At 49.4% G+C, this 26,886-nt stretch carries 36 protein-coding genes; 5 read left to right on the top strand and 31 right to left on the bottom strand.

Translation table 11 applies throughout. The annotated features are described in order from the left end of the window. Positions 1 to 16 precede the first annotated feature (16 nt). The 28 genes from rpsK to F0L74_RS16845 all read right to left on the bottom strand — a co-directional run bounded on the left by rpsK (position 17) and on the right by F0L74_RS16845 (position 16,379). A complete protein-coding gene (gene rpsK / locus F0L74_RS16980; protein ID WP_149839091.1) occupies positions 17 to 418 on the bottom strand; it encodes a 30S ribosomal protein S11 in 402 nt (133 codons plus the stop codon). 92 nt (positions 419 to 510) lie between these two features. Then, positions 511 to 891 carry a 30S ribosomal protein S13 gene (rpsM, locus tag F0L74_RS16975; RefSeq protein WP_149839090.1) on the bottom strand — a complete coding sequence of 127 codons (381 nt, stop codon included), beginning with the start codon at positions 889 to 891 and terminating at the stop codon, positions 511 to 513. 40 nt (positions 892 to 931) lie between these two features. Continuing rightward, positions 932 to 1,048, bottom strand: coding sequence for a 50S ribosomal protein L36 (gene rpmJ, locus F0L74_RS16970; RefSeq protein WP_072360626.1), 117 nt, complete (start codon positions 1,046 to 1,048; stop codon positions 932 to 934). Between the two features lie 100 nt (positions 1,049 to 1,148). Next, positions 1,149 to 1,367, bottom strand: a complete 219-nt coding sequence (infA, locus tag F0L74_RS16965) for a translation initiation factor IF-1 (protein ID WP_012789309.1) — start codon at positions 1,365 to 1,367, stop codon at positions 1,149 to 1,151. Between the two features lie 111 nt (positions 1,368 to 1,478). Beyond that, positions 1,479 to 2,279, bottom strand: coding sequence for a type I methionyl aminopeptidase (gene map / locus F0L74_RS16960; protein WP_149839089.1), 801 nt, complete (start codon positions 2,277 to 2,279; stop codon positions 1,479 to 1,481). 96 nt (positions 2,280 to 2,375) lie between these two features. Next, positions 2,376 to 3,719 (bottom strand): preprotein translocase subunit SecY, encoded by a 1,344-nt coding sequence (secY, locus tag F0L74_RS16955; RefSeq protein WP_149839088.1) that lies wholly within the window; start codon positions 3,717 to 3,719, stop codon positions 2,376 to 2,378. Between the two features lie 78 nt (positions 3,720 to 3,797). Beyond that, entirely contained in the window at positions 3,798 to 4,244 is a 447-nt protein-coding gene (rplO, locus tag F0L74_RS16950) for a 50S ribosomal protein L15 (RefSeq protein WP_149839087.1), read from the bottom strand. A 113-nt stretch (positions 4,245 to 4,357) separates the two neighbouring features. Continuing rightward, positions 4,358 to 4,543, bottom strand: a complete 186-nt coding sequence (gene rpmD, locus F0L74_RS16945; protein WP_149839086.1) for a 50S ribosomal protein L30 — start codon at positions 4,541 to 4,543, stop codon at positions 4,358 to 4,360. Between the two features lie 88 nt (positions 4,544 to 4,631). Beyond that, positions 4,632 to 5,150, bottom strand: coding sequence for a 30S ribosomal protein S5 (gene rpsE / locus F0L74_RS16940; RefSeq protein ID WP_149839085.1), 519 nt, complete (start codon positions 5,148 to 5,150; stop codon positions 4,632 to 4,634). A gap of 41 nt (positions 5,151 to 5,191) precedes the next feature. Continuing rightward, positions 5,192 to 5,545, bottom strand: a complete 354-nt coding sequence (gene rplR / locus F0L74_RS16935) for a 50S ribosomal protein L18 (RefSeq protein ID WP_149839084.1) — start codon at positions 5,543 to 5,545, stop codon at positions 5,192 to 5,194. A 99-nt stretch (positions 5,546 to 5,644) separates the two neighbouring features. After that, positions 5,645 to 6,199 (bottom strand): 50S ribosomal protein L6, encoded by a 555-nt coding sequence (rplF, locus tag F0L74_RS16930; RefSeq protein ID WP_149839083.1) that lies wholly within the window; start codon positions 6,197 to 6,199, stop codon positions 5,645 to 5,647. A gap of 140 nt (positions 6,200 to 6,339) precedes the next feature. Continuing rightward, complete coding sequence (rpsH, locus tag F0L74_RS16925; protein WP_149839082.1) at positions 6,340 to 6,738, bottom strand: 30S ribosomal protein S8; 399 nt, start codon at positions 6,736 to 6,738, stop codon at positions 6,340 to 6,342. Between the two features lie 115 nt (positions 6,739 to 6,853). Further along, positions 6,854 to 7,123 (bottom strand): 30S ribosomal protein S14, encoded by a 270-nt coding sequence (rpsN, locus tag F0L74_RS16920; protein WP_149839081.1) that lies wholly within the window; start codon positions 7,121 to 7,123, stop codon positions 6,854 to 6,856. A gap of 29 nt (positions 7,124 to 7,152) precedes the next feature. Beyond that, positions 7,153 to 7,722, bottom strand: a complete 570-nt coding sequence (gene rplE, locus F0L74_RS16915; protein ID WP_149839080.1) for a 50S ribosomal protein L5 — start codon at positions 7,720 to 7,722, stop codon at positions 7,153 to 7,155. Continuing rightward, positions 7,722 to 8,060 carry a 50S ribosomal protein L24 gene (rplX, locus tag F0L74_RS16910; RefSeq protein ID WP_149839079.1) on the bottom strand — a complete coding sequence of 113 codons (339 nt, stop codon included), beginning with the start codon at positions 8,058 to 8,060 and terminating at the stop codon, positions 7,722 to 7,724. Before rplX ends, rplE begins: the two co-directional genes overlap by 1 nt. Positions 8,061 to 8,197: 137 nt before the next feature. Continuing rightward, positions 8,198 to 8,566 carry a 50S ribosomal protein L14 gene (gene rplN, locus F0L74_RS16905; RefSeq protein WP_089918397.1) on the bottom strand — a complete coding sequence of 123 codons (369 nt, stop codon included), beginning with the start codon at positions 8,564 to 8,566 and terminating at the stop codon, positions 8,198 to 8,200. A gap of 76 nt (positions 8,567 to 8,642) precedes the next feature. Beyond that, positions 8,643 to 8,903, bottom strand: coding sequence for a 30S ribosomal protein S17 (gene rpsQ / locus F0L74_RS16900; protein ID WP_089918395.1), 261 nt, complete (start codon positions 8,901 to 8,903; stop codon positions 8,643 to 8,645). Between the two features lie 107 nt (positions 8,904 to 9,010). Next, positions 9,011 to 9,214 (bottom strand): 50S ribosomal protein L29, encoded by a 204-nt coding sequence (rpmC, locus tag F0L74_RS16895; RefSeq protein ID WP_149839078.1) that lies wholly within the window; start codon positions 9,212 to 9,214, stop codon positions 9,011 to 9,013. A 55-nt stretch (positions 9,215 to 9,269) separates the two neighbouring features. Next, positions 9,270 to 9,689: a 50S ribosomal protein L16 gene (rplP, locus tag F0L74_RS16890; RefSeq protein WP_149839077.1), complete on the bottom strand. Its 420-nt coding sequence runs from the start codon at positions 9,687 to 9,689 to the stop codon at positions 9,270 to 9,272. A gap of 41 nt (positions 9,690 to 9,730) precedes the next feature. Continuing rightward, positions 9,731 to 10,540, bottom strand: a complete 810-nt coding sequence (gene rpsC / locus F0L74_RS16885; protein WP_149839076.1) for a 30S ribosomal protein S3 — start codon at positions 10,538 to 10,540, stop codon at positions 9,731 to 9,733. A 36-nt stretch (positions 10,541 to 10,576) separates the two neighbouring features. Beyond that, on the bottom strand, positions 10,577 to 10,939 hold the full coding sequence (gene rplV / locus F0L74_RS16880) for a 50S ribosomal protein L22 (protein WP_149839075.1): 363 nt from the start codon (positions 10,937 to 10,939) through the stop codon (positions 10,577 to 10,579). Positions 10,940 to 10,993: 54 nt separating this feature from the next. Then, complete coding sequence (gene rpsS, locus F0L74_RS16875; RefSeq protein ID WP_149839074.1) at positions 10,994 to 11,260, bottom strand: 30S ribosomal protein S19; 267 nt, start codon at positions 11,258 to 11,260, stop codon at positions 10,994 to 10,996. Between the two features lie 78 nt (positions 11,261 to 11,338). Then, a complete protein-coding gene (gene rplB, locus F0L74_RS16870; protein WP_149839073.1) occupies positions 11,339 to 12,172 on the bottom strand; it encodes a 50S ribosomal protein L2 in 834 nt (277 codons plus the stop codon). Positions 12,173 to 12,259: 87 nt separating this feature from the next. Continuing rightward, a complete protein-coding gene (rplW, locus tag F0L74_RS16865) occupies positions 12,260 to 12,559 on the bottom strand; it encodes a 50S ribosomal protein L23 (protein ID WP_149839072.1) in 300 nt (99 codons plus the stop codon). A gap of 51 nt (positions 12,560 to 12,610) precedes the next feature. Further along, positions 12,611 to 13,249: a 50S ribosomal protein L4 gene (gene rplD / locus F0L74_RS16860; protein WP_149839071.1), complete on the bottom strand. Its 639-nt coding sequence runs from the start codon at positions 13,247 to 13,249 to the stop codon at positions 12,611 to 12,613. A gap of 1 nt (position 13,250) precedes the next feature. After that, positions 13,251 to 13,868: a 50S ribosomal protein L3 gene (gene rplC, locus F0L74_RS16855; RefSeq protein ID WP_149839070.1), complete on the bottom strand. Its 618-nt coding sequence runs from the start codon at positions 13,866 to 13,868 to the stop codon at positions 13,251 to 13,253. A gap of 452 nt (positions 13,869 to 14,320) precedes the next feature. Further along, positions 14,321 to 14,626: a 30S ribosomal protein S10 gene (rpsJ, locus tag F0L74_RS16850; protein WP_012789286.1), complete on the bottom strand. Its 306-nt coding sequence runs from the start codon at positions 14,624 to 14,626 to the stop codon at positions 14,321 to 14,323. Positions 14,627 to 15,770: 1,144 nt separating this feature from the next. After that, the gene (locus F0L74_RS16845; protein ID WP_149839069.1) at positions 15,771 to 16,379 is read right to left on the bottom strand and encodes an outer membrane beta-barrel protein; all 609 of its coding nucleotides are present in this window, start codon (positions 16,377 to 16,379) and stop codon (positions 15,771 to 15,773) included. 403 nt (positions 16,380 to 16,782) lie between these two features. Here F0L74_RS16845 and F0L74_RS16840 point away from each other — a divergent pair, with 403 nt between their 5' ends. Continuing rightward, positions 16,783 to 17,901, top strand: coding sequence for a PQQ-dependent sugar dehydrogenase (locus tag F0L74_RS16840; RefSeq protein ID WP_149839068.1), 1,119 nt, complete (start codon positions 16,783 to 16,785; stop codon positions 17,899 to 17,901). Between the two features lie 119 nt (positions 17,902 to 18,020). On the opposite strand, the gene fusA is transcribed toward F0L74_RS16840, so the two are convergent. Beyond that, positions 18,021 to 20,168: an elongation factor G gene (gene fusA / locus F0L74_RS16835; protein WP_149839067.1), complete on the bottom strand. Its 2,148-nt coding sequence runs from the start codon at positions 20,166 to 20,168 to the stop codon at positions 18,021 to 18,023. A gap of 534 nt (positions 20,169 to 20,702) precedes the next feature. Here fusA and F0L74_RS16830 point away from each other — a divergent pair. From F0L74_RS16830 to F0L74_RS34065, 4 genes are read left to right on the top strand one after another with little or no spacing between them, the layout of a single operon-like run. Next, positions 20,703 to 21,203: a T9SS type A sorting domain-containing protein gene (locus F0L74_RS16830; RefSeq protein WP_188316042.1), complete on the top strand. Its 501-nt coding sequence runs from the start codon at positions 20,703 to 20,705 to the stop codon at positions 21,201 to 21,203. Between the two features lie 10 nt (positions 21,204 to 21,213). Beyond that, positions 21,214 to 22,362: a type IX secretion system outer membrane channel protein PorV gene (porV, locus tag F0L74_RS16825; RefSeq protein ID WP_149839065.1), complete on the top strand. Its 1,149-nt coding sequence runs from the start codon at positions 21,214 to 21,216 to the stop codon at positions 22,360 to 22,362. Positions 22,363 to 22,393: 31 nt separating this feature from the next. After that, a complete protein-coding gene (locus tag F0L74_RS16820) occupies positions 22,394 to 22,738 on the top strand; it encodes a hypothetical protein (protein WP_149839064.1) in 345 nt (114 codons plus the stop codon). 11 nt (positions 22,739 to 22,749) lie between these two features. Continuing rightward, positions 22,750 to 25,809 (top strand): collagen-like domain-containing protein, encoded by a 3,060-nt coding sequence (locus F0L74_RS34065; RefSeq protein WP_213086999.1) that lies wholly within the window; start codon positions 22,750 to 22,752, stop codon positions 25,807 to 25,809. Between the two features lie 173 nt (positions 25,810 to 25,982). On the opposite strand, the gene rpsG is transcribed toward F0L74_RS34065, so the two are convergent. Both rpsG and rpsL read right to left on the bottom strand, forming a co-directional pair. Beyond that, the gene (gene rpsG, locus F0L74_RS16805) at positions 25,983 to 26,450 is read right to left on the bottom strand and encodes a 30S ribosomal protein S7 (RefSeq protein WP_149839063.1); all 468 of its coding nucleotides are present in this window, start codon (positions 26,448 to 26,450) and stop codon (positions 25,983 to 25,985) included. Positions 26,451 to 26,481: 31 nt separating this feature from the next. Next, positions 26,482 to 26,862 carry a 30S ribosomal protein S12 gene (rpsL, locus tag F0L74_RS16800; protein ID WP_089918361.1) on the bottom strand — a complete coding sequence of 127 codons (381 nt, stop codon included), beginning with the start codon at positions 26,860 to 26,862 and terminating at the stop codon, positions 26,482 to 26,484. Positions 26,863 to 26,886 lie beyond the last annotated feature (24 nt).

The raw sequence follows: 26,886 nt of genomic DNA, 5'->3' as shown, positions 1-26,886 counted from the left end.
TGGATATTATAAATACCTACACTCTTCTTTTCTTGGGAGGACGGCAACCGTTGTGCGGTAAGGGAGTTACGTCCTTAATCATGCTCACTTCGATGCCAGAGTTGGCGATCGCGCGGATAGCGCTTTCGCGGCCGGCGCCCGGGCCTTTTACAAATACGTCTGCTCTTTTCAGACCGGCATCAAAGGCAGTTTTAGCAGCATCAGAAGCGGCCAGCTGGGCAGCATACGGGGTGTTCTTCTTAGAACCCTTGAAGCCCATCTTACCTGCAGAAGACCAGGAGATAACCTGACCATGCTTATTGGTAATGCTTACGATGATGTTGTTAAAACTGGCGGAGATATGTACGTCTCCGTAGTTATCTACTTTAACTACCCTCTTTTTATTAGCAGCAGTTTTTGTATTGGTTGCTTTTGCCATAATAATTTAAAATTCCAGATTCCAATATCCAGGTTCCACTTGCCAGGTATATCACCTTAGGAAAACGGAACTTGTTTGTTGTGATGTCAAGATTATTTCTTAGGAGCTTTTTTCTTACCGGCCACCGTTTTACGCTTACCTTTACGGGTACGGCTATTGGTACGGGTACGCTGGCCTCTAACCGGTAACCCCTTCCTGTGACGTAAGCCGCGGTAGCAGGCTATATCCAGCAAACGCTTGATATTCATCTGCACTTCGGAACGCAGTTGACCTTCTACCTTTATCTCAGCATTGATTATGTTACGGATGGCAGTCTGCTCATCATCATTCCAATCCTTTACCTTCTTGTTGAAATCGATACCTGATTGGGTCAGGATGTATTGGGCAGTAGAACGGCCTACACCAAAGATATAGGTGAGACCAATTTCTCCTCTTTTATTTTTAGGAAGATCTATACCGGCTATACGTGCCATATTACTATTTTAAATTTACTTTGTTTAGATTAGAATACGATTATCCCTGACGTTGCTTAAAACGGGGATTCTTCTTGTTGATCACCAACAATTTACCCTTTCTACGCACTATCTTGCAATCTGCACTTCTCTTCTTTATGGAAGCTCTTACCTTCATAAGTTAAAAGTTATAAGTCTGATTTATTTGTATCTGAAAAAGATCCTGCTTTTTTGCCTCACTCCCCTACTCTCCTGTCTTCCCTTCTGCTGCGTTTCCGTTATTTGTAACGGAAGATGATCCTTCCCCTTGACAGATCGTACGGGCTCATTTCCACTCCAACCTTATCACCCGGCAAAATTCGTATATAGTGCATTCTCATTTTTCCAGAAATGGTAGCCAAAATCTCGTGCCCATTCTCCAATTTAACACGGAACATAGCGTTTGACAAGGCTTCCAGTATAATTCCATCCTGTTTAATGAGTGCCTGTTTTGCCATAAAAATTTTTAGGACTGCAAAGATAGCATAAATCTTTTGAAATCGAAAAATTTCCCGAAATTATCTGATTTTCTACTATTCTCCGCAACCAGCTGGTTATTTTTTTATTTATTAATAATTGGTATTCAATGCTGTATTAGCTTTCTCCGCGGCCTCTATTCCTGCAAAGCTGGAGAGGATATCTGCCTGCCCCTTCTGTACAGCTACTGTATGCTCGTAGTGTACGGAGGGTTGCTCATCCCGGGTAGCTACTGTCCAGCCATCATCCATGTAAGCAACATCCTTGGATCCCAGGTTAACCATCGGCTCAATTGCGATCACCAGGCCTTCCTTCATCATAGGGCCGCTGCCGCGTTTACCGTAGTTAGGTACCTGCGGGTCTTCATGCAGGTGTTTGCCCAGGCCATGGCCTACCAGCTCCCTCACGATACCGTACCCACGCTCTTTCTCTGCATATTCCTGTATGGCAAAAGCTATATCGCCTATGCGGTTGCCCACAACGGCCTTTTCTATGCCTTTATACAGCGCCGCCTTGGTGGCGCCCATCAGCTTCAGCACCTCTTCTTTTACGTCGCCCAGGGCAAACGTATAGGCGCTATCGCCATGATATCCGTTAAGGAATACCCCTACATCCACAGATACAATATCGCCGTCCTTGAGCACATAGGCATTGGGAATGCCATGCACCACCTCGTCATTCACAGAGATACAGCTGCTCTTCGGATACCCGCGGTAATCCTTAAAGGAGGGTATAGCGCCATTATCGCGGATAAACCTGTCTACCAGGTCATCTACCTCCAGGGTGGTCATACCGGGCTTTAAAACCTTTGCTACCGCTTCCAGGGTGGCGCTCACCAACAATGCGCTCTTGCGCATCAGCTCTATTTCCTCTTTATTCTTGTAATGGATCATATCCTACTCCAATGGTCACAATGTCACAAGGTCAAAAGGCCCCTGTTCCGGGCAAACCTTCTGACCTTGTGCCTTTATATTCAAAAATATAATTACCTACACATTAGCCGGAGCCGTTCTTCCCTTGATACGGCCGGAGCTCATCAGGCCATCATAGTGGCGCATCAGCAGCTGGCTTTCTATCTGCTGCAGGGTATCCAGTATTACGCCCACCATGATCAGGAGGGAGGTGCCGCCAAAGAAGGAGGCAAAATTACTGTTGATACGCAGTGCAGCTGCTACACCGGGCAAAATACCTACCATCGCCAGGAAGAAGGCGCCGGGCAGGGTTATACGGTCCATTACGGCGCCGATATAATCTGCGGTAGCTTTACCAGGTTTAACACCGGGGATGAACCCGTTGTTACGCTTCATCTCTTCCGCCATTTGATTGGGGTTAAAGATCAAAGCGGTATAGAAATAGGTGAATACTATTACCAGTATCGCGTATATCAGGTTATAATAACCATTGGTATGGTCGCTGAATATGCGGATAAAACCGGAAGCGCTTTCAGAAGAGGTGGCAAAACCTATTGCTGTAGCCGGGATAAACATGATAGCCTGGGCAAAGATGATAGGCATTACACCGGCTGCGTTCACCTTCAGGGGGATGAACTGGCGCACACCACCATATTGTTTATTACCTACTATCCGTTTAGCATAGTTCACCGGCACCTTTCGGGTACCTTGCACCAGCAAGATCAATCCGATAGTGATGAGGATGAACACCGCCAGCTCTATCAGGAATACCAGCAGACCGCCGCCGCCTTCTGTTGTTTTGGAGGTGAACTCCTGTAACAGGGCCTGGGGCAAACGGGCCAAGATACCCACCATGATGATCAGGGATGTACCGTTACCGATACCTTTATCTGTGATCTTTTCACCCAGCCACATTACAAACAGGGTACCTGCAGTAAGTACGATGGTGGTGGACAGCCAGAAAAGGAATCCGCCGTATTGCGGGATAATAGCGCCGGCAGACTGGTTCTTCAGGTACGCAACATATGCGCTGGCCTGGAAGCCGGTTACTACCACGGTTAACAGACGGGTATACTGGTTGATCTTTTTACGGCCGCTTTCGCCTTCCTTCTGCAGTTTCTGGAAATGAGGCACTGCAATGGTCAGCAACTGGATGGCGATAGATGCAGAGATATAGGGCATGATCCCTAATGCAAAAATGGATGCACGCGAGAAGGAACCACCTGCAAACATATTGAACAGCCCTAAGATACCCTGGTTGGATTTCTCCGAAAACTGGTGCAGGGCGTTGGCGTCGATACCGGGTAATACGATATAAGAACCTACGCGGTAAACGAGGGTAAGGAGCAACGTGGTAAGAATGCGGTTACGCAGGTCTTCTATACTCCAGATGTTCTTTATTGTTTCAATAAACTTCTTCACAGGAAGATAAAGGTTTAGTAGCGCTATTAAATTCGAAAAGACGCACTACTCCGTAGGCGTCTCCCCTGTCGTAAAGTCTTATATCAGTTCTACAGACCCACCAGCTTTTTCGATCAGCTGTTTGGCTTTTTCGCTGATAGCGTTCACCTTTACGGTTACTTTAGCTTTCAGTTCTCCCTGTCCTAACAGTTTAACTTTGGCGGTTTTGTTAACCAGGCCGTTGGCATATAGATTATCGAGAGAGAAATCCTGCAGATCATATTTTTCAACCAGATGGTCTAACTGGCCTACATTAAATACAGTGTATTCTGTTGGAGAAAGGCTTTTGAAACCACGTTTAGGTAAACGACGCTGGATAGGCATCTGACCACCTTCGTGACCTTTCTTCTGAGAGTAACCGTTACGGGACTGATGACCTTTGTTACCTTTTGTAGAAGTGCCACCTTTACCGGACGCTTCGCCACGACCCAGACGCTTCTCTTTATGTACAGAACCTTTAGCAGGTTGCAGTGTATGCAGATTCATAAAATCAATTTTTTTTACTTACGCGGAAATTACCCGCTCGCCTTAAATATAATTGTTATTTGTATAATACCAACGCAAAAGTACGATAATTTAGTGAAGGCTGAACACAGTGGTTAGCCCTTCACTTCCTCTACTTTTACCAGGTGGTTCACCTTACGTACCATCCCTTGTATCTGGGGGGTAGCTTCTACCTCAACGGTAGCGTGCATTTTCGTAAGGCCCAGCGCCTTTAAGGTCAGTTTCTGCCTTTCAGGACGGTCTATGCCACTTTTTACCTGAGTGATCTTGATCTTTGCCATAATAAGTTAGAATGAATGTCTACTTTACAAATTACTGGTTCAGGTTACCCTGCGGCAGCCGGAACCGGTTCATTGGATTAAGCAGGGTTTATCCGTTAAATACCTTCTTCAGGGACACGCTTCTGCTCTTGGCTACCTGTACCGGCTCGCGGAGCAGGCCCAGGGCTTTGAAAGTGGCTTTTACCACGTTGTGAGGATTGGCAGAACCCAGAGATTTAGCCAACACGTCCGTAATTCCGGCGCTTTCCAGCACAGCGCGCATAGAGCCTCCGGCGATTACACCGGTACCATGGGCAGCGGGTTTGATAAGCACCTTGGCAGCGCCTTCTTTGGCAAACTGGTCATGCGGGATGGTGCCTTTCATTACGGGTATCTTGATGAGATTCTTCTTGGCATCGTCAATACCTTTTGTGATAGCTTCCTGCACTTCCTTGGCTTTACCCAAACCATGGCCAACAACACCGTGTTCGTTACCTACTACTACCAGCGCGGAGAAACTAAATGTACGTCCGCCTTTTGTGGTTTTGGTAACACGGTTAATGGCCACCACCTTTTCCTTCAACTCCAGGTCACCGGCCTTTACTTTATTGAATGAATTCTTTGCCATTTTATTAATTGCGAATTACGATTTCAGATTTACGATTAAAATTAGAACTGCATGCCGCCTTCCCTTGCGCCATCTGCTACACTCTTTACACGGCCATGGTACAGATAACCACCACGGTCAAATACGCAGGTTGTTACACCTAATGCCTTTGCCTTGGCAGCCAGGGCTGCGCCTACCAGCTTGGACTTCTCGGATTTGGTACCCTTCTGCGCCAGGATGTCCTTATCGCGGGAAGAAGCAGCTGCCAGGGTGGTACCGTTCGTATCATCGATCAATTGTACGTAAATATCGCTGTTGCTGCGAAATACAGACAACCTGGGCTTTTGAGTCGTACCAGCCACCTTTTTACGGATGCGGTAACGGATATTCTGTCTCTTGATTGCTTTCGTGTTCATTTCTTTCAATTTTTAGCACCCGATACTGCCGGGCTTTAAAGTTTGTGGCGGGCTATCAGCCGGCAGTTGTTAACACTGCCGGCTAACGGAGCCAACTAATTATTTACCTGCAGACTTACCTGCTTTCTTACGTACCACTTCATTGCTGTAGCGAACACCTTTACCCTTGTACGGCTCAGGCTTACGCAGGCTGCGGAGTTTGGCGGATACCTGGCCCAGCAGCTGGTTGTCGATACCTTCCAGCATGATCTTAGGGTTCTGACCTTTTTCAGTTAAGGTGCTCACCTTCAGTTCAGTAGGTACTTCGAAGATAATATTGTGAGAGTAACCCAGTGACAGGTCCAGTAACTGACCCTGGTGAGTGGCTTTATAACCCACACCTACCAGCTCCAGCTGCTGTTTGAAACCTTCGGTTACACCTTTTACCATGTTAGCAATCAATGCACGGTAAAGACCATGCAGCGCACGGTGGCGGATCTGATCTGTAGGACGGGAAACGGTTAAAACACCGTCTTTCACCTCTACGGTGATATCCCTGTCTATGCTTCTTTTCAGTTCGCCTTTAGGGCCCTTTACTGTGATCTCATTAACCGGGGAAACGCTTACCGTTACACCGCTGGCTAATTTTATGGGAGCTTTCCCTATACGTGACATGTTGTTGAATTTTATGTCGTTATCAATGCTGGTGTGCTGTGTTCAGCTCCGTATAGAAAGCTTAATTGTCAGCCACACCCCTCCAAAATCGGATATCAGCTATACCGTTCCGGATGGGAACTGTATAGCTGACAAATATATTAGTAAACGTAGCAAACTACTTCGCCACCTACGTTCTGCGCTTTAGCTTCTTTATCAGTCATTACCCCTTTAGAGGTAGAGATGATAGCCACGCCCAGACCGTTCTTAACACGGCGGAAATCCGCAGGTTTGGAGTACTGGCGTAAACCAGGACGGCTGATACGTTGTATTTCTTTAATAGCGGGTTCTTTCGTCTGAGGATCGTACTTCAGCGCTATCTTGATAACGCCCTGTTTGGTGTCCTCTTCGAATTTGTACTTCAGGATATAACCCTTGTCGTACAGAATTTCAGTGATACGCTTCTTTAATTTGGAAGCCGGAATTTCCACGATCCTGTGGTTGGCCATTTGAGCATTCCGGACTCTAGTCAGGAAGTCTGCTATTGGATCAGTAACCATTGTTTGTAAAAGTTAAAATGTTTACAATGCGATATCCAATCAGTAATAGAAAGGAAAATCAAAAATCTGTGGATGACGGAGTAAATCGCTCCGGAGCCCATCCACATTAAAAATCTTACCAGCTAGCTTTTCTAACGCCGGGTATTTTACCAGCCAGTGCCAGGTCACGGAACATGTTACGGCAGACGCCGAAGTGACGCATGTAACCTTTAGGACGGCCGCTGAGCTGACACCTGTTCTTCAGGCGAACGGGAGAAGCGTTCCTTGGCAGTTGGTCCAGTGCTGCATAATCGCCTTCCGCTTTCAGGGCGGCGCGTTTTTCTGCAAACTTGGCTACCATTTTCTCTCTCTTCCTTTGCCTGGCTTTTACGGATTCTTTTGCCATAAGTTATTATATATAGATAAATTACCTGATTAGTCCTTTTTCATGTTCTTGAACGGCATACCCAGCTCTTTCAGCAGCTCGTAAGCTTCTTCGTTGGTAGTTGCCGTTGTTACGAAGGTGATATCCATACCGGCCATTTTGGTCACTTTATCGATATCAATTTCGGGGAAGATGATCTGCTCAGTGATGCCCAGGGTATAGTTACCACGGCCATCAAATGCCTTTTCGTTAATGCCTTTGAAGTCACGAACGCGGGGCAGGGATACTGCAACCAGACGATCCAGGAAATCATACATATTGGTGCTGCGCAGGGTTACGCGGGCGCCGATAGGCATGTTCTTCCTCAGTTTGAAGTTGGATATATCTTTCTTAGACATGGTAGCGATGGCTTTCTGACCAGCGATACGGGTCATTTCGTCCACTGCGATGTCTACCAGTTTCTTGTCGCTAACAGCGCCGTTGATGCCCTGGTTCAGGCATATCTTTACCAGGCGGGGTACCTGCATTACGCTTTTGTAGTTGAATTTCTTCATCAGCGCTGCTACCACTTCTTCGCGGTACTTTTTCTGTAACCTGGGAATGTATGTAGTGTTTGCCATTATTTAATTACCTCCCCTGATTTTTTAGCTATACGAACTAATTTGCCGTTTTCTCTCTGCCTGTTCACTTTGGTAGGTTTACCAGCCTTCGCGTCCCACAACATTACGTTGGAGATAGAGATAGGAGCCTCCTGCTTTACGATACCACCTTTGGTGTTCTGAGCAGTAGGTTTGGTGTGCTTGGTAATGATATTAACGCCTTCCACAACTACGCGGGCATCGCTCACCAGCACCTCCAGCACCTTACGGGGCTTGGTCCGGTCCTTATCGTCGCCGGTAATCACCGCTACCAGGTCGCCCTTTTTAATGTTGAACTTAGGCTTGAATCTAGTTTTCATTTTTGTTTATTTATAAACGCCAAGCGGAACATTTATTCCGCTTGATAAAAAATTGACACGTTTTTGTAAACGGGCTGCAAAGATAAGTAAAAAAGTAAAACATTTAATTTTTACTTTTTTACTTCCAACATCTTGTCTTACAGCACCTCGGGGGCCAGAGAGATAATCTTCATGTACCCCTTATCGCGCAGCTCACGGGCAACCGGACCGAAAATACGGGTACCGCGGGGCTCGTCGGAGTTGTTCAGCAATACAACGGCATTATCGTCAAAACGGATATAAGATCCGTCTTTACGGCGCAGCTTGTTCTTGGTCCTTACAATTACGGCTTTGGTTACCATACCTTTCTTCACGCCACCTGCAGGGATAGCGTCCTTAACGGTCACTACGATCTTATCGCCCACTTTCGCATAGTCCTGGCCGGAATTGCCCAATACCCTTATACACAGCACTTCTTTAGCGCCGCTGTTATCAGCCACATTCAGCCTTGATTCTTGTTGTATCATCGTACTAAGTTTTGCTAGTTGTTTAATCAGCGGCTACATCCGGGAACGCCGGTATGCAGCTTGAAACAATAATGAATTATTTTACCTTTTCGATAACTTCTACCAGGCGCCAGCACTTGTTTTTGCTCAAGGGGCGGGATTCCATGATCCTAACGGTGTCGCCAATGCTGCACTCATTCTTTTCGTCATGAGCCATGAACTTGGTAGTTTTCTTCACGAACTTACCATAGATCGGGTGCTTCACTTTACGCTCCACGCTTACGGTGATGGTTTTATCCATTTTATTGCTGGATACCACACCGGTCCTGGTTTTCCTTAAATTTCTAATTTCGGTCATTGTTGAAAGTATTTTTCCCTTCAAACCCTTCCACTGGAGGGGATTAATAAATATTATATGATCTCACGGGTAACCGGTGACTTTACAGCCGCGGCGCCCGCTTGGATTTAAAAGCCCAGCTCTCTTTTATGGAGTTCAGTCTTCATCCGTGCGATCTCGCGCCTCAAAGAGCGGATGCCCATTGGGTTTTCGATCGGCGTGATGGCATGACTAAACGTAATCTTCTTCAAGCGCAATTGCTCCTCAGCGATCCTGTCTTTCAGATCCTGCTCGCTCAGGCTTTTCAGATCCAGCTTTACTTTTGCTGCCATTGCTTAAAATTTTATTTTACTGTTTACTTGTAATTGATAGCTCTCCACCTGTCACTTACGCTACGTAATCGTGGCGTGTTACGAACTTCACTTTAATAGGCAGTTTCTGTGCAGCCAGTTCCATGGCCTCTTTCGCTACCTGTAAGGGAACGCCGTCTGCTTCGAACAGGATACGGCCCGGTTTTACCACAGCCGCCCAGTGATCAGGAGCACCTTTACCTTTACCCATCCTCACTTCCAACGGTTTAGCAGTGATAGGTTTGTCAGGGAATATACGGATCCACACGTTACCTTCACGTTTCATATGCCTGGTCAGGGCCTGACGGGCAGCTTCGATCTGCCTGTCGGTGATCCATTTCGGCTCTAATGCTTTAAGTCCGAACGTACCAAAGGAAAGGGCAGCACCGCGCTTAGCGTTACCTTTGATGCGGCCTTTATGCATTTTCCTGTGTTTCGTTCTCTTGGGCTGTAACATTGTTATATGTTATTAATTGTTAATCGATAATTGTTTATTGCTTATCTGCGACCACCCCTGTCGCCGCCGCCTCTACGGTCACCACCGCCACCGCGGTTGTCCCTTCTTTCGCCGCCGCCACGGTGCTCACCGCGGTCGCCGCCTCTGCGGTCACCACGATCGCCACCCGGGCGTCCTTCACCTTCTTTACCTGTCAGCACGTTCGGGTTAAGATCGCGTTGGCCTAATACTTCACCTTTACAGATCCACACCTTGATGCCGATCTTACCGTATACGGTCATGGCAAACAGAGATGCATAATCGATATCCATACGGAAGGTATGCAGCGGCGTACGGCCTTGCTTCATTTCTTCTGAACGGGCAATTTCAGCACCGCCCAAACGACCGCTCAGCTTCACCTTGATACCTTCTGCACCCATCCTTAAAGCGGTAGCAATAGCCATCTTGGTAGCACGCTTATAGTTGATACGGCTTTCGATCTGTTTGGCGATTGTTTCAGCAACGATATTGGCATCCACTTCCGGACGGCGGATCTCCAGAATGTTGATCTGTACATCCTCCTTACCAGTCAGTTTCTTCAGTTCTTCCTTGATGCGGTCAACCTCGCCACCACCTTTACCTATTATGATGCCAGGCTTAGAGGTATGGATGGTGATGATCAGCTTACCCAGTGTTCTTTCGATCACTACGCGTGAAATACCCCCTTTGTTGATACGGGCATTCAGGTAAGTTCTGATCTTGTTATCTTCGATCAGTTTGGTAGCGTAATCTTTTTTGCTACCATACCAATTAGAGTCCCATCCTCTGATGATACCTAACCTGTTACCAATAGGATTTGTTTTCTGACCCATGTTCCTGGTTTATTTATCTAATTAGTTGAATAGTTTTTATTTCTTTTCTGCTGCTACTGGACGGCTATCCACAACGATCGTAACGTGATTACTTCTTTTGCGAACGCGATAACCTCTACCCTGGGGAGCCGGGCGCATTCTTTTCAGGATACGGCCACCGTCCACAAAAATAGTTTTCACAATCAGTTCAGCATCTTCTGCACGGGTGCCTTCATTCTTCACTTTCCAGTTGGCGATGGCAGATACCAGCAGTTTTTCCAATGGTACGCTGGGATGCTTAGGATGGAATTTCAAAATATTCAAAGCCTTTTCTACATCCAGACCGCGGATCAGATCTGCAAGCAACCGCATTTTGCGGGTAGATGTAGGATTATTGTTCAGCTTAGCTACTGCTTCCATTGTTTAAAATTTGATATTAGTCGTCTAAGACGTTGCCGTCCTAAACTATATTAGTTACATTTTCTTGTTAGCGTGTCCTTTGAAGTTACGGGTTGGCGCAAACTCACCCAGCTTATGGCCTACCATAAACTCTGTTACATACACAGGGATGAATTTGTTACCATTGTGTACCGCAAATGTATGGCCCACAAAGTCAGGAGTGATGGTAGAACGGCGGCTCCATGTTTTGATCACAGCGCGCTTAGTGCCTTCATTCATCTTCTCTACTTTCGTTTCTAATTTGTGGTCAACGTAAGGACCTTTTTTTATGGAACGACCCATGTCTATTTATTTTTCCAATTCACTTTACAGGTTCCGCCGGGGATGTTCCTCAGCGGAACCTATTTAGTGAGATGATGTTTATAATTTCTTGCCGTTTTTCCTGGTAATGATCAGCTTATCAGAGCTCTTATGCGGCTTCCTGGTTTTCAGGCCTTTCGCATATTTACCTGTCCTTGACCTGGGGTGACCGCCGGAGGCTTTACCTTCACCACCACCCATCGGGTGATCCACAGGGTTCATGGCTACACCGCGGTTGCGGGGGCGGATGCCTCTCCAGCGGTTGGCGCCTGCCTTACCGATGGACTGCAGCGCATGGTCTGAGTTGGAAACGGTACCTACGGTAGCAGAGCAGGTGATCAGCACCTTGCGCAGCTCGCCGGAAGGCATTTTCAGTACTGCATATTTCTCTTCCTTGTTGGACAGCTGTGCATATGTACCGGCACTGCGGGCGATAGCGCCACCTCTACCAGGCTGCAGTTCGATATTATGTACCACGGTACCTAAAGGCATATTCTTTAATACCAGCGCGTTACCTACTTCAGGAGCCGCAGTAGGACCGCTTAATACGGTGCCGCCTACCTGCAGGCCCTGGGGAGCCAGGATATAACGTTTCTCACCATCAGCATAGCTGAGCAATGCGATGAATGCGCTACGGTTAGGATCGTATTCGATAGTTTTAACTGTAGCGGGGATATCGTGTTTATCGCGTTTGAAATCTATGATACGGTAGTGCTGTTTGTGGCCGCCACCAATGTACCTCATAGACCTTCTACCCTGTACGTTCCTGCCGCCTGATTTTTTCACAGGCTCCAGGAGACTTTTTTCCGGTGTATCCGAAGTAAGCTCCGCATAAGCGTTGCCTATTTTCCAACGGGTACCGGCTGTCATCGGTTTGTACTTCTTCAGTGCCATTGTCTAGTTTCTTTGTTGCTAGTTATTATTTATAATATGATCTGTATATACAACCATTGTCCCGGGTGTTATGCCGGGATCAGGGCACTATATGTTAGCATACAGATCTATAGTTTCTCCATCTGCCAGGGTAACGATCGCCTTTTTGAAAGAAGGCTTCTTACCTGCGATAAAACCGGCTTTGGTAAAGCGGAACTTGCTTTTGCCCGGCATTACGGCTGTGTTTACACCGGCTACGGCTACGCCGTAAAAATCTTCCACTGCTTTCTTGATCTCCAGTTTGTTGGCTTTTTTGTCAACAATGAAGTAGTAGCGGTTGAATTTATCAGTGGCCTTATTCACCTTTTCAGTTACCACCGGTCTGATTAAAACGTCTGAAAGTTTCATCTTATATAGCTTTTAGCTGTTAGCTGTTAGCTTTAGCTTGTTATTCAAAAATTATGCTTCAGCCGGTTCTTCGGTGAAGATCTTTACTGCGCTCTCTGTGAACACCAGGTAGTTGCTGTTAACGATATCATAGGTATTGATATCAGCCAGTACTACGCCATCCACGCTGGGGATGTTCCTTAAAGACAGGTATACATTGTCGTTATATTCCGGCATTACCACCAGGGTCTTGCGGCCTTCTACGTTAATGTTCAGGTTCTTTAAGATGTTCACAACCTGTTTGGTCTTAGGCGCTTCCAGGTTCACATCTTCCAGGATGATGATCTGGTTTTCTTTAGCTTTTACAGACAGGGCAGAGATCTTAGCCAGATCTTTCACTTTCCTGTTCAGCTTAAAGTCGTAGCCATGAGGTTTAGGACCAAAGATAGTACCACCGCCTTTGTACAAGGGGTTACGGATGTTACCTTTACGGGAACCGCCGGTACCTTTCTGTTTGTGCAGCTTACGGGAAGCACCCTTTACTTCTGCACGGGTCTTTACCTTGTGAGTACCCTGACGCTGAGCGGCCAGGTATTGTTTTACAGCCAGGTAGATTACGTGATTGTTAGGCTCTACACCAAAGATCTCTTCAGGAAGCTCAACAGTTCTTCCGGTTTTCTTACCTTCTATATTTAAAATATCGAGTTGCATATTACTTCTGGATTAAAACGATTGAACCAATGTGGCCGGGAACGGAACCACTTACCAGGATATAATTCTTATCAGGGAATATCTTCAGTATTTTCAGACCTTTCACTTTCACTCTTTCGTTACCAGTCTGGCCTGCCATACGCATGCCCTTGAAAACGCGGGAAGGATAAGAAGAACCGCCTACAGAACCGGGAGCTCTGCTTCTATCGTGCTGGCCGTGTGTAGCTTCACCCACACCGCTAAAGCCGTGGCGTTTAACTACGCCCTGGAAGCCTTTACCTTTGGAGGTGCCTACGATGTCAACCTTTTCGCCTTCTGCGAAAATCTCGCAGGTGATAGATTCACCCAGGGCTTTTGCTACATCAGGGTTACGGAATTCTTTTACGAAACGTTTGGGAGAGGTGTTTGCTTTCGCGAAGTGATTTGTTGCTGCTTTGGTAGCGTGCTTTTCTTTTTTGTCGCTAAATGCTACCTGAATTGCGGTGTACCCGTCAGTCTCCTGGGACTTTACCTGGGTAACCACGTTGGGTCCAGCTTCGATGATGGTACAAGCTGTTTGCTTACCATTCGGCTCGAAGATGCTGGTCATACCAATCTTTTTACCAATAATACCTTTCATTGCTATATAGTTTTACCCAGCGCCTGGGGGTGTTCGTGCTTTCCCCAGGATGGGCGGTTTAAATACATTTATTGGGCGGCCACCCGGAAGGCGTGACCTATATGTTTGTTACAGATATGTTGTATGTAATAACCTGCTGATCACCAGCATACTGCTGAATAACCGCATCATACAACCGAACTTTTCAAATTAAACCGGACCGGGCCTTTCGCCTGCCAGTTTAGTGTTTTAACAGTTTTGGCGGATCTTTCGATTCGCCTTGTCCTGTTTAGTGTCTTTTCAGCGGGCCGGCAGCTCTCTCGATTCGCCTTCACCATCTGCCTTAACAGTTTCGCCGGTCCGTCCTGCCAAACACCGCTGACTTATCCAGTCAGCAGCTCAGGCGATCCTTTTCGTCGATCCTGCCGTTCAGTGGCCGGTAAATCGCTTCACCGCCCCTGCCGCGTTCTTTACTACGCCTTGATCTCTACTTCAACACCGGAAGGCAGATCCAACTTGCTCAGGGCATCAACAGTCCTGGAAGAGGATGTGTAAATATCCAGCAAACGCTTGTGCGTACACAGCTGGAATTGCTCTCTAGCCTTCTTGTTAACGTGCGGAGAACGCAGTACCGTAAAGATTTTCTTTTCAGTAGGCAACGGTATAGGACCAGTTACCACGGCACCCGTGTTACGCACGGTTTTAACGATCTTCTCAGCAGATTTGTCTACCAGGTTATGATCGTAGGACTTCAGCTTGATTCTAATTCTCTGAGACATATGTAATGAACTACTTCTGTTTTACCCTTACAATTTGGGAGGGCAAAGGTAATCCGTTTTTTATCAAATGACAAATTATTTTGGGAAAAAATACAATAAAAATAGGGCCTCATCCCTTTTACCGGCATGGCCGGAACAGGATAAGGCCCTCTGAAATGCCCTTAAAGCCTAAAAATGGCCAGGCAGGATCAAACGGGCAAACCGCCCAGTAAAGATTTGATCAGATCAAGAATTAATTTAATGAGTGCACTGAGAAGATCCATAATTTCCGGTTTTTCGCATGGTTTACGCCTACTCTGGTTAACTGGTTTTCGGCAATCCCCAGGGCGCTGATCAGTTTTGCCGGCGTAAAATTATCAATTATATTAAATATATAATTTGTTCAGTTTGTTCAGTTTGAATGGGAATGGGTGGGATTTGTTCAGGCAATTTGATAGCCGGCGCCATTGGGCTCACAATTACAAAACACCGCCAGACAGTCCTGATAGATAAGCGCTCCTTGTACAAGCATCGTCAGCACACCATCGCTCCCACTAAAATAGGGCTGATCAAAAGGCCTCCCCTCCTTTACAGAAGTGTAATCAGGTCAGCGTTCCTGTCATTGCCTTCCTGTACCTTTTAATCAGCCCCGGTTGCGGGAAAAATGCTTGCCGGCATTTCCGCAATAGCTTACAGCGCGCCTAACAATCCGGTTAATAGATCAATCAGCCCCTGCAGCAATTCAATGAGAAAATTGCCCATACGCATGGTTTACCGTTGTGACGCCTACTCTTTACCTGGTTTTCGGCATCCCCAGATGCTGATTCAGATAATCATCACACCACCAAAATAACAGATATTTATACGCTAAACCTGTTCATTCTATTCACTCTCAGCCAGTTCTACCGGTCTATTCATTAGTACTATTACCAGTAACTGCCGCGCCTGTTATAAAACAGCCGAAAGCCCCTGCCAGCCGCAATTACGGCAAGCAGGGGCCTTCCTGACATAATAACCTGATAACTACTGACCAGCTTTTAGCCGTTAGCAGTTAGCGCAATCCTTGCTTAAAAACCAGCCGCTAACGGCTAAAAGCTAATTTTATCCCGCCCGCAGCCGCAAAGACGCAGCCCGGCCGCTATACAGCTATGTAATAACCTGGTACTTATTTACTTCTTTCTTCCTTCAGGATCTGTTTAGCCCTGGCAGTAGGCAGGTAGATCTGGAAACCAACACCCAGGTTCAAGCGGTTAGAGGTAGTAGCGCTGCCAAAACCCACCGTCAGCTCATATTTCAACAAAGCTTCCAATGACACGTTTGGCGTAATAAAGAAAGCCACGCCGGGGCCAACACCCAAGTCCAGGCCATTGTTACTGGCGCCGGAAGCAGAGTTATTACTGCCGCCAAAACCGGCATTTGCCTCTACGAAAAAGCGGCTGCGTTTGGAAAACTCCAGCTGTCTTACACGACGGTCTTCTACAAAGTACCGGCCCAATGCTCCTATCCCATACGAAGTTTGCGTACCGGCGCCTTTAGCGGTCGTCAGGCCTAGTCTGCCATAACCGCCTATTGCCAATCCATCCCGGATAAAATATGCTACTTTAGGCGTGAGGTCCATTTGAAAAGTGGTACCACCGCCGCCGCCCAGGAAGTTGAGGTTGAAATTCGAAATATCGCCGCCTACCATGATGTTACCCTGCTGGGTTTGGGCTACAGCAACGGAACTAAACAATAGGGCCGCCAGGGCCAGGGTTAATTGATAGAATCTGTTCATGTCCTGAATTTTTAGTTAAGAAATACTTGCCATCAAAAAAATATACTCGAATGCGGTATGGAACCGGCACAAATAGTACGCCAACACCAATAAAGAAAAAACTCAACAGGCAGGGATAAGGGGATCACTTCAGCACTACGCCTTACAAACCAGGGTTATCCACACGACGGCGCAAATCTACTGAAAATGAACAACATAGGACGAACAGTGTAGAATTTTTTTATCTTCCGCCTATAACTTAGGCGCCGTAGTTTACGTTATATAACAGACGATAGGCTCAACTTGTTTGGAGCCCGCCACAGGTTGCCACGGCCATTATCTTAAGCCCCACCTCATCAGCACAAACCGGCAGCCAGCGGCGCGGCGGATACATTCCACCAGAAAGATCAAAACCATTATCAGCATGAAAACACCCTTAATTCTGATCTTATGCCTGCTGGGTGCAGGCATCGTTAGCATTACCTGCTCAAAAGATTCCCGGCCACCGGAAGACGAAGAGGAAGATTGGCCGGCAGATAGCGTACGCACGGTAGCGGCACAGCTTAATTTCCCCTGGGAGATCCTCTGGGGACCGGATGATCATATCTGGATGACAGAACGGGACGGGCGTGTAAGCCGCATTGAGCCCCGGACCGGGGAACTAATACCCCTGCTTACCATCCCCGATGTTACCAGCAACGGAGAAGGCGGCCTGCTGGGCATGACCCTGCACCCGGATTTTCCGCAGCAGCCCTATGTATACCTGGTATACAATTATGAAAACGGAGGCGCCTACCGCGAAAAAGTAGTGCGGTATTCCTACGCCAACAATACATTGGCCAGTCCGCAGATCCTGCTGGACAATATCAATGCCTCCGGCATCCATAACGGCTCCCGCCTGCTGATCACGCCAGACAATAAGTTGCTGATCACCACCGGCGACGCCAGTAACTCCCAGCACGCCCAGAATACCGCCGTCCCAAATGGCAAAGTGCTGCGCATTAACCTGGATGGCAGCATTCCCGGCGATAATCCGCTCCCCAACAACCCGCTATGGAGTTATGGCCACCGCAACCAGCAAGGGTTGGTGCTGGCAAACGGCAAATTATATGCGGCAGAACATGGGCCTAATATTGAAGATGAGGTAAATATCATAGAACGGCAGCGCAATTATGGCTGGCCGGCGGTGAACGGCCCCTGTGACGAGGCGGGAGAGACGGCTTTCTGTACGCAGCAGAACGTACGCTCCCCTATCTGGTCATCCGGCAGCAGCACCGTGGCCACCTCCGGTATGGACTATTATAACCACGACCGTATATCCCAGTGGGGCAACTCGCTGCTGGTAGCCACCCTCAAGGCACAGCGGCTGTACCAGCTGCAGCTCTCGCAGGATGGACAGTCCGTTACCAATGCCCGCACCTGGTTCTCCAATGCTTTTGGCCGCCTGCGGGATGTATGCGTGTCTCCTGCCGGACGGGTGTATCTCTGCACCAGCAATGGCGGTAATAATGATAAAGTGATAGAGATCAGCAGCCTGGATTAGGGAATTCCAACTCCGGCACAAAATAAACCTGGCGCCGGCATTATCTGTGCCAGGCCCCAAAACACGAAACCCCGGCGTATCACTACACCGGGGTTTCTTTATGCTTAGAAAGCTAATTATCAGTCAGCGCTCACTTTACCCTTAACCTTAGCCATTACTTCAGCAGCAATGTTGTTAGGCGCAGGAGAGTAGTGAGAGAACTCCATGATGGAAGTAGCACGACCAGAAGACAGGGAGCGCAGCTGGGTTACATAACCAAACATTTCGCTCAGCGGCACTTTGGCTTTGATAACCTGAGCGCCTGCCCTTGATTCCATACCTTCCAGCATACCACGACGACGGTTCAAGTCACCGGTAACATCACCCATATACTGGTCAGGAGTGGTTACTTCTACTTTCATGATAGGCTCCAGCAGTACTGGTTTACATTTGCGGCCAGCCTCGCGGAAAGCGGTTTTGGCGCAAAGCTCAAATGACATGGCGTCGGAGTCCACCGCGTGGAAGGAACCATCAAACAAACGAACTTTCAGGTTATCCAGCGGGTAGTTAGCGAGTACGCCATTACCCAGGGACTGTTCAAAACCTTTCTGTACCGCAGGGATGAACTCCTTCGGAATGGAACCACCAAAGATATCATTCACGAACTGGAAGCTCTTACCATCGTTCTCTTTCAGCCATTCTGCATCAGCAGGGCCTATTTCGATCTGGATGTCCGCGAATTTACCACGACCACCAGTTTGTTTCTTGTACACTTCGCGGTGCTCTACCGTAGCAGTGAATGCTTCTTTATAAGCAACCTGGGGCGCACCCTGGTTTACTTCTACCTTGAACTCGCGTTTCATACGGTCCACGATGATCTCCAGGTGCAACTCACCCATACCGCTCAGGATGGTCTGGCCGGTATCTTCATCCGTTTTTGCCTTCAGGGTAGGATCTTCTTCTACCAGTTTGGCAATGGCCATACCCATCTTATCTACGTCTGCCTGAGTTTTAGGCTCGATAGCGATGTGGATCACCGGCTCAGGGAAGGTCATAGACTCCAGTACGATCGGTTTATCCTCGTTACACAGGGTATCGCCTGTTTTGATATCTTTAAAACCAACAGCAGCGCCGATATCGCCAGCTTCGATGAAGTCGATCGGGTTCTGCTTGTTAGCGTGCATCTGCATGATACGGCTGATACGTTCGTTCTTGCCGGTACGGGTGTTCAGTACGTAAGAACCTGCGTCCAGACGGCCGGAGTACGCCCGGAAGAATGCCAGACGGCCTACGAACGGATCGGTTGCGATCTTGAACGCCAGGGCTGCGAAAGGCTCTTTTGCATCTGGTTTACGCTCAATTTCTTCGCCGGTGTCCGGGTTGGTACCTTTTACCGCTTCGATATCCATCGGAGAAGGCAGGTAACGGCAAACGGCATCCAGCATTTTCTGTACGCCTTTGTTCTTGAAGGAAGAACCGCACAGCATGGGGATGATAGCGATATCGATAGTAGCTTTACGGATAGCTTCGTGGATCTCTTCCTCAGAGATAGAGTTCGGATCTTCGAAGAATTTCTCCATCAGCTTGTCATCATATTCTGCAACGGATTCTACCAGTTTAGCTCTCCACTCGTCAGCCTCATCTTTCATATCAGCCGGGATCTCGATCTCCTGGTAAGTAGCGCCTTTACCTTCTTCGTCCCAGATAATGCCTTTCATGGTGATCAGGTCAACCACGCCTTTGAAGCTATCTTCAGCGCCGATAGGCAGCATCAGGGGTACCGGGTTAGCGCCCAGCATTTCCTTCACCTGTTTTACCACGTTCAGGAAGTCAGCACCGGAGCGATCCATTTTATTTACGAAACCGATACGGGGTACGCGGTAACGGTTAGCCTGGCGCCATACGGTCTCAGACTGGGGCTCAACGCCGGATACGGCGCAGAACAGGGCTACCAGCCCGTCCAGTACACGCAGGGAGCGCTCTACTTCCACCGTAAAGTCCACGTGACCCGGGGTGTCGATGATGTTGAATTTATATTGCTTAGTGTCAGGCTGAGCTTTACCTTGCAGCGTAGGGAAGTTCCAGAAACAGGTAGTAGCCGCAGATGTAATGGTAATACCTCTTTCCTGCTCCTGTGCCATCCAGTCCATGGTGGCAGCACCTTCGTGTACCTCACCTATTTTGTGGGTCTTACCTGTATAATACAGGATACGCTCTGTGGTAGTGGTTTTACCCGCATCAATGTGCGCCGCAATACCAAAGTTCCTTTGAAATCTTAAGTCTGCCATAGTATTAAAATGACTGTATAATAAATGCTAATTTGGGGGGCAAAGGTAATCCTTTTTTAATAATAAATAAAACCATGGCGTATTGTCAAAATGTTATTTCCGCATTATCCCCTCTGGAACCCCTACATACATTATAAATAAAAATATAAATAAAGAAGTATAAACCATTTATTGCACGCTTTCTGCCGGATACGCTGTTAAACAGGCCAGACAGTAACTGCCTGTTGGCTATCAATGGCTTTTGAGTAATTTTTGCATGATGTTCCCCGAAGTCGTGTGAAGTTAATAACGTAATCCCAGAGAAAGGCAATCACCCCTAAAGCATGGTATAACATGATTGAGCAGTATTGTTATTGTTTACCTATAAACCATTTTCCTATGGAGCCATTATTACTCTCCCCCGGTTAATGTGATCCCTTTCCCTGTTGCGGGCTATAAGCCCCTTGTACTGCCTATGCCATTGACCTTCCCGGTCTCTGGTGGCAATGCTATTGTTTATCCGGTTTGACACCATCTACTTAAACCAATATGCACATGAAGTTTATTTACTACTTGTTACTCCCCGCGTTACTGACAGGGTTGTGCCAGCAAAAGGCGCAGGCCCAGCTGGTGCTGCAGCGGCAGGTGACCGCCAGTATCGGCGGTAGCGGCCTGGCCGGCAACATCCTGATCCAGTACACGGTAGGCGAGCCCGTCATCACCACTTTTAGTGCCGGTACTACCCTGCTGGCCCAGGGCTTCCATCAACCGGAGCTGCCCCCGCTGGATCCCGGCGCCGATCCCATAAAGAACTACATCCTGTTCCCCAACCCGGCAGCTACCACCGTAAAGGTGCAGTTTGAGCTGCTGACCGCCTCCGGCGTGCTTTTCCGGTTGATCAACAGCGCCGGTCAGCAAATGTACCAGCAGTTCCAGCAATACGGCCCCGGCCAGGTGATCATCGCCGTCCCCGTAAACCGCTTTGCCGCGGGGGTGTATACCGTTATGCTGAACATCAACGGAAAAGTATTCTTTGAAAAACTGATCATCCAATAAACCACGCAACATGCAGAACCGTTTTACCCTACTCTCCGCCTGCCTGCTGCTGGCCTCCCTTCCACTGGCAGCGCAGAAAAACCAGGAAAAGCCGGTCAATGCAGGCGCCGCTTTCCTGCTGGTGAACCCGGATGCCCGCAGCGGCGCCCTGGGCGACGCTATTACCGGCCTGGAGCCTAACTCAAACGACCTGTTTGGCAACGCCGCCAAGATCGTATTTGCCGGCGACTGGGGCGTAAGCGCCTCCTACTCCCCCTGGATGTATACCGTAAACGATCATAAGACCCATATGGGGTATATGTCCGCCTTCAAAAATTTCAGCGAGAACGAAGGCGCCGGTATTTCCATGAAGTATTTCGATCATGGCGATATTACCTTCCGGGACGAGAACGGCATGATGCTGCAGCAGTACCACGCCATCGAATACGCCATAGACGCCGCTTATGCCCGTAAGCTGAGCCGCCGGCTGTCATTGGCAGTATCCCTGCGCTATATCCGCAGCCAGCTGGGACAGGGCACTTATAATGGCCTGCAGCAAAAACCCGCTAACGCCGTAGCCGGCGATATAAGCCTGTACTTCCAGGACAAAGTGAACAACCTGGATTTTGGCAACCGCTATTGCTGGGGCATCAGCTTCACCAACATCGGCTCCCGCCTCCAGTATACGGACGATAATACCCGCCGCACCTTTCTGCCCATGAACCTGCGCATAGGCGGCGGCTACTCCTTTGTAAATACGGAAGACCACCAATTTACCGTAGTAGCAGACATCTGTAAGCTGCTGGTACCCACCCCTCCTATTTACCAACTGGATGCCAATGGGCAGCCCACGAATGTGATCCTAAAGGGCAAAGATCCTGACCGGGGCGTGGCCTCAGCCATCTTCAGTTCTTTTGCGGATGCGCCGGGCGGCTTCCAGGAAGAGCTGCGGGAGTTTACCCTGGCCGGCGGACTGGAATACACCTACCAGCACCAGTTCTTTGCCCGTGCCGGTTATTTCTACGAACATCCCAATAAAGGCTTCCGCCAGCATTTCAGCGCAGGCGTGGGGGTACGCGTCAATTCACTGGAACTGGACGCCGCCTACCGCATGCCCACCACCGGCGTATTGCAGCGCAGCAGCCTGCAGCTTTCGCTCGTATACACCCATTCAAAATAAAATCATCCTACAAAGCATAAAACCACTACAGATGAAATCATTGTGTTTACTCCTTTTTATGTTGACGGCAGCCATTACGGCCGCCAGCGCCCAGCAGCGCAGCAGGGACGTGTTATTCCCTTCCTTTCAGCAGGACATATCCGCCATGAAAAAACCAGCGCCCGCCCCTGATCCGCGGGCTACTGCCACCAGCACCAAAAACCTGATCTTCACCAATTACCGGCCGGCGCCGGCGGTCAATAACACCCGCCGTATGAGCCTGCGGCAAGCCCCGGCAGGCGGGCAAAAGCTGCCTTCCGGTCTCTCCTCCGCCGAGGCAACAAGCGCATTGCCGCCTGTTAAGAACGTAAAGCCCCAGATCTCTCAACAACACTAAAAAGTACATTCATGCAGAAAATATATGCTTTTACCCTTACCCTATTGCTGCTGACGGCCGCCGCCAGCCTGCACGCACAAAGCGGGCTGAATGGCATTAATTACCAGGCCGTTGCCCGTAACACCAATGGTACCATGCTGGCAAACCAGGCCGTAAATGTGCGGATCAGCATTCTCGGAGGCGCCGCCAATGGCCCCGTACAGTACCAGGAAACCCATAGCGTTACCACCAACCAGCTGGGCCTCTTTACCCTGCAGATAGGCAATGGCACAGCAACTACCGGCACATTTGCCGCGGTGCCCTGGGCAAACGCCAACCAATACCTGAAAGTGGAAACCGCCATTGGCAACAATAACTATGAAACACTGGGCACTACCCCGTTAAAAAGCGTACCCTTTGCCCTGTATGCCGCCAACAGCACCCCTGGTCCCCAGGGGCCCACAGGCCCTACCGGACCTGCCGGCGCCAAAGGTGATGCAGGCCCCGCCGGACCAGCTGGACCGATAGGACCAGCAGGACCCGCTGGCAGTAAAGGAGATGCAGGACCAGCAGGACCCGCTGGTGTTGCCGGCCCTAAAGGCGATCAAGGCGACACCGGCCCCACCGGCCTCTCAGGTTTGCCCGGTATACCCGGCCCGGCCGGACCATCAGGACCTGCAGGGCCTGCCGGCCCCAAAGGCGATATAGGCGCTAACGGCCCGGCCGGACCTATAGGACCGGTGGGAGCTGCAGGACCAGCCGGACCTAGCGGGCCCGCAGGCCCCCAGGGACCCGCCGGACCAGCGGGCAGCATTAACAGCGCTCCCGCAGGCGGTGACCTTAGCGGCACCTATCCAGACCCCGTAGTGGCTAAGATACAGACCCACCCTGTAGCCAATGTGGCCCCCGTAGCCGGACAAGTACTAAAATTTGACGGCGCCAACTGGACGCCGGGCGCAGATAACACCGGTGGCGGTGGTGGCGGTTTCACCCTGCCTTATACCGCGGCAGAAAATAATGCAGCCACCCTGTTTTCCATCACCAACAACGGTGACGGCACTTCCCTGGAAGGCGTTAACAATACCACCACCTCCAACATCGCCGCTATCAGGGGTATCGTCAGTTCTACCTCCCCCGGTGGTTTCTCCGCCGCGGTACGCGGTATCAACAATGGCGCCGGCGGTTTAGGCGTAGGCGTATATGGCTCCCAGAACGGCAGCGGCTGGGGGGTGTACGGCACTACCCCCAATGGCCTGGGCGTATATGGTAACTCCACCGCTAACGGTTACGGCGTGTATGCCAACAGTAATACAGGCACTGGCCTAAACGCCACTTCCAATAACGGGATCCCGGCTAATATATCCATCTTCAACAACGCCAATAACAATAATGCGCTCGTTGTTAACACTGTAGGCAATGGTACCGTGGTAAACGTAAGCACCACCGGTAATGGCGCGGGCGTGCGTAGCAGCACCAGCGCGGGCTTTGGCGTACAGGGCATTACCAGCGCACAAACCTCTGCCGGTGTGGTAGGCGACAATAACGGCGGGGGCGAAGCCGTGGTAGGCCGCACCACCAGCGATATTGCCGGCGCTGTGGTAGGCCGTAATGACGGTGGCGGATATGGCGTACGTGGTTTTGTGGCCACCAACACCACCGGCACCGCCATTGGCGTGTTGGGCCAGATAGGCTTAAATAACAGTACCGGCCGCGCCGGGCGTTTTGAGAACTTCAACAACACCAATACGATGGGTAACACCCTGGAAGTGGAGACCAACGGTAACGGCAATATCCCGGATAATACCCAGGGCAATGCCGCCTCTTTCCTGGTAAATAACAACAACAGCGTAGCTGCTGCCGTGCGCGGAGAAGTAAAGACCATCTTCGGCAACTTTGGCGCAGCCGGTATCTTTGGTATATCTTCCGGCACCGGCGGATTTGCAGGCCTGTTCCATGCCTCCAACCCCAGCGGCAACGGCCCCTCCCTGGTATCCATCAACGATGGTAACGGCAATGCCATCACCGCCAACGCCAGTAAAGACGGTAACGCCGTAGAAGCCAATATTGACGGCGCAGGTAACGCCCTGTATGCCTGGGTGCCCAGCTTTGCCACCGGCAGGGCGGGCCGCTTCAATATCTTTAATGAATCCAATACCAGCGATGTGATCACCGTGACCACCATAGGCAATGGCATTGCGGGTAACTTTAAGGTAGATAAGGTAACTGGCACCTCCGCCGCCGTAAGGGGCGAAGTGAACTCCCAGTTCGCCAACTTTGGCACTGCCGGTATTTATGGTATCTCCTCTGGCACTGGCGGCTTTGCAGGCCTGTTCCATGCCTCTAACCCCGCAGGTAACGGCCCTGCCCTGATTGCCATTGCAGATGGTAATGGTAATGGTATTACCGCCAACGCCTCCAACACCGGAGATGGCGTAGAAGCCACAGCAGACGGTACCGGCAGCGCCGTTTTTGGCTGGATCCCCAACTTCGGCAATGGCAGGGCCGGCCGGTTCGTGAACTACAATACCGGCAATACCAACCCGGTATTGACCGTAGAAACACACAGCAATGGCAGTATTGCCGTTTTCCGCAGCGGCAACCCCGGCTCCGTGAACGTAGCCCGTATCAATGCCGCTGGCCGTGGCTTCTTTAATGGCGGCACCCAAAGCAGCGGCGCAGACGTAGCGGAGGCCTTTGATGTAACCGGCAGCGCCACGGCCTACGAGCCCGGCGATGTGCTGGTGATCTCCCTCACCGCAGACCGCACCGTAGAGAAATCCGCCGGGGCCTACTCTACCCTGGTGGCCGGCGTATACGCTACCAGACCCGGTGTGCTGTTAACCGAAGAGCATATAGATACCGATCTTTCTGATAAAGTGCCTATGGGCGTAGTAGGGGTAATACCCACTAAAGTATGCGGCGAGAATGGCCCCATCCACCGTGGCGACCTGCTGGTCACCTCCAGCCTGGCCGGTCATGCCATGAAGGCGGATATAGATAAGGTAAAACCCGGCCAGGTGATCGGCAAGGCCCTGGAAGCGTTTGATGGCCAGGGGCAGGGGAAGATAAGGGTGCTGGTGAATGTGAAGTGATGAAGATGGAATAAATTAAAAAGCCCGGGGCGTGTAGCTCCGGGCTTTTTTGTATTAAGTAGTTTACTTATTTCTTCTCCGCCTCACCCTACCCACCACCCCAAACAAAAAGCTGATCGCGGCATATACCTGCAACGATCAGCTTTTGTTTTATATCTTGTAGCTTGCGCTTACTATACTCTGAAGTGGGAGAAAGCTTTGTTAGCTTCTGCCATACGGTGCGTATCTTCTTTCTTCTTGAAAGCGGCGCCTTCACCCTTAGCGGCTGCTACGATCTCGTTAGCCAGTTTCTCTGCCATGCTCTTACCGTTCCTTTCACTTGCATAACGCACCAGCCATTTGATGCTCAGGGATACTTTACGGTCAGGACGAACCTCCGTAGGGATCTGGAAGGTAGCACCACCAATACGACGGCTTCTTACTTCTACAGCAGGCGTAACGTTGTTCAGCGCCTTTCTCCAAACCTCGTAACCGTTATCGCCGGTTATCTGGCTCACCTTATCTACCGCATCGTAGAATATTTTATAGGCAATGCTCTTCTTTCCTTGCTCCATCACGTTATTCACGAAACGGGTCACCAGCTTATCATTAAACCGGGGATCCGGAGCCAATGGTAATTTTTTAGCAGCTTGCTTTCTCATTTATCTGAAAAGTTTCACTTAAGTTTTAATATTATTTCTTAGCCTTTTCCTTTTTGGTACCATACTTGGAACGGCTCTGCTTTCTGTCCTTCACACCGGCAGTATCCAGGGAACCGCGCACGATGTGATAACGTACACCCGGCAGATCCTTTACCCTACCACCACGGATCAGTACGATAGAGTGCTCCTGCAGGTTATGCCCTTCACCAGGGATATATGCGATCACCTCTATTTTATTGGTCAGCTTCACCTTCGCTACCTTACGCAGGGCGGAGTTAGGCTTTTTAGGCGTAGTCGTGTACACACGGGTACAAACACCACGGCGCTGGGGGCAGCTATCTAATGCCCTGGACTTGGATTTAGCCCGGATAATTTCTCTTCCTTTTCTTACTAATTGTTGTATAGTAGGCATTCTTTACCTAGTTTTTTTGCTGTC

It is taken from the genome of Chitinophaga agrisoli (assembly GCF_008386695.1).
Lineage (GTDB): Bacteria > Bacteroidota > Bacteroidia > Chitinophagales > Chitinophagaceae > Chitinophaga > Chitinophaga agrisoli.
The sequence above is the reverse complement of the archived record's forward strand: the minus strand, read 5'-3'. Positions and strand labels throughout refer to the sequence as shown.

Coding starts and splice junctions, on each gene's coding strand:
- porV (WP_149839065.1), top strand. CDS start 21,214: ATGCAGAACCGTTTTACCCTACTCTCCGCCTGCCTGCTGCTGGCCTCC.
- rplB (WP_149839073.1), bottom strand. CDS start 12,172: ATGGCACTGAAGAAGTACAAACCGATGACAGCCGGTACCCGTTGGAAA.
- rplD (WP_149839071.1), bottom strand. CDS start 13,249: ATGCAACTCGATATTTTAAATATAGAAGGTAAGAAAACCGGAAGAACT.
- rplW (WP_149839072.1), bottom strand. CDS start 12,559: ATGAAACTTTCAGACGTTTTAATCAGACCGGTGGTAACTGAAAAGGTG.
- F0L74_RS34065 (WP_213086999.1), top strand. CDS start 22,750: ATGCAGAAAATATATGCTTTTACCCTTACCCTATTGCTGCTGACGGCC.
- rplC (WP_149839070.1), bottom strand. CDS start 13,868: ATGAAAGGTATTATTGGTAAAAAGATTGGTATGACCAGCATCTTCGAG.
- rplX (WP_149839079.1), bottom strand. CDS start 8,060: ATGAAAACTAGATTCAAGCCTAAGTTCAACATTAAAAAGGGCGACCTG.
- rplR (WP_149839084.1), bottom strand. CDS start 5,545: ATGAACACGAAAGCAATCAAGAGACAGAATATCCGTTACCGCATCCGT.
- rpsQ (WP_089918395.1), bottom strand. CDS start 8,903: ATGACCGAAATTAGAAATTTAAGGAAAACCAGGACCGGTGTGGTATCC.
- infA (WP_012789309.1), bottom strand. CDS start 1,367: ATGGCAAAACAGGCACTCATTAAACAGGATGGAATTATACTGGAAGCC.
- rpmC (WP_149839078.1), bottom strand. CDS start 9,214: ATGGCAGCAAAAGTAAAGCTGGATCTGAAAAGCCTGAGCGAGCAGGAT.
- rpsN (WP_149839081.1), bottom strand. CDS start 7,123: ATGGCAAAAGAATCCGTAAAAGCCAGGCAAAGGAAGAGAGAGAAAATG.
- rpsE (WP_149839085.1), bottom strand. CDS start 5,150: ATGGCAAAGAATTCATTCAATAAAGTAAAGGCCGGTGACCTGGAGTTG.
- rpsK (WP_149839091.1), bottom strand. CDS start 418: ATGGCAAAAGCAACCAATACAAAAACTGCTGCTAATAAAAAGAGGGTA.
- rpsM (WP_149839090.1), bottom strand. CDS start 891: ATGGCACGTATAGCCGGTATAGATCTTCCTAAAAATAAAAGAGGAGAA.
- rplN (WP_089918397.1), bottom strand. CDS start 8,566: ATGATACAACAAGAATCAAGGCTGAATGTGGCTGATAACAGCGGCGCT.
- fusA (WP_149839067.1), bottom strand. CDS start 20,168: ATGGCAGACTTAAGATTTCAAAGGAACTTTGGTATTGCGGCGCACATT.
- rpmD (WP_149839086.1), bottom strand. CDS start 4,543: ATGGCAAAGATCAAGATCACTCAGGTAAAAAGTGGCATAGACCGTCCT.
- F0L74_RS16820 (WP_149839064.1), top strand. CDS start 22,394: ATGAAATCATTGTGTTTACTCCTTTTTATGTTGACGGCAGCCATTACG.
- rpsG (WP_149839063.1), bottom strand. CDS start 26,450: ATGAGAAAGCAAGCTGCTAAAAAATTACCATTGGCTCCGGATCCCCGG.
- rplO (WP_149839087.1), bottom strand. CDS start 4,244: ATGAATCTGCATACACTGCAACCTGCTAAAGGTTCTGTACATAAAGAG.
- F0L74_RS16830 (WP_188316042.1), top strand. CDS start 20,703: ATGAAGTTTATTTACTACTTGTTACTCCCCGCGTTACTGACAGGGTTG.
- rplV (WP_149839075.1), bottom strand. CDS start 10,939: ATGGAAGCAGTAGCTAAGCTGAACAATAATCCTACATCTACCCGCAAA.
- rpsC (WP_149839076.1), bottom strand. CDS start 10,540: ATGGGTCAGAAAACAAATCCTATTGGTAACAGGTTAGGTATCATCAGA.
- rpsL (WP_089918361.1), bottom strand. CDS start 26,862: ATGCCTACTATACAACAATTAGTAAGAAAAGGAAGAGAAATTATCCGG.
- rplP (WP_149839077.1), bottom strand. CDS start 9,689: ATGTTACAGCCCAAGAGAACGAAACACAGGAAAATGCATAAAGGCCGC.
- rpsJ (WP_012789286.1), bottom strand. CDS start 14,626: ATGTCTCAGAGAATTAGAATCAAGCTGAAGTCCTACGATCATAACCTG.
- rpmJ (WP_072360626.1), bottom strand. CDS start 1,048: ATGAAGGTAAGAGCTTCCATAAAGAAGAGAAGTGCAGATTGCAAGATA.
- F0L74_RS16845 (WP_149839069.1), bottom strand. CDS start 16,379: ATGAACAGATTCTATCAATTAACCCTGGCCCTGGCGGCCCTATTGTTT.
- rplE (WP_149839080.1), bottom strand. CDS start 7,722: ATGGCAAACACTACATACATTCCCAGGTTACAGAAAAAGTACCGCGAA.
- rpsH (WP_149839082.1), bottom strand. CDS start 6,738: ATGGTTACTGATCCAATAGCAGACTTCCTGACTAGAGTCCGGAATGCT.
- rpsS (WP_149839074.1), bottom strand. CDS start 11,260: ATGGGTCGTTCCATAAAAAAAGGTCCTTACGTTGACCACAAATTAGAA.
- F0L74_RS16840 (WP_149839068.1), top strand. CDS start 16,783: ATGAAAACACCCTTAATTCTGATCTTATGCCTGCTGGGTGCAGGCATC.
- rplF (WP_149839083.1), bottom strand. CDS start 6,199: ATGTCACGTATAGGGAAAGCTCCCATAAAATTAGCCAGCGGTGTAACG.
- map (WP_149839089.1), bottom strand. CDS start 2,279: ATGATCCATTACAAGAATAAAGAGGAAATAGAGCTGATGCGCAAGAGC.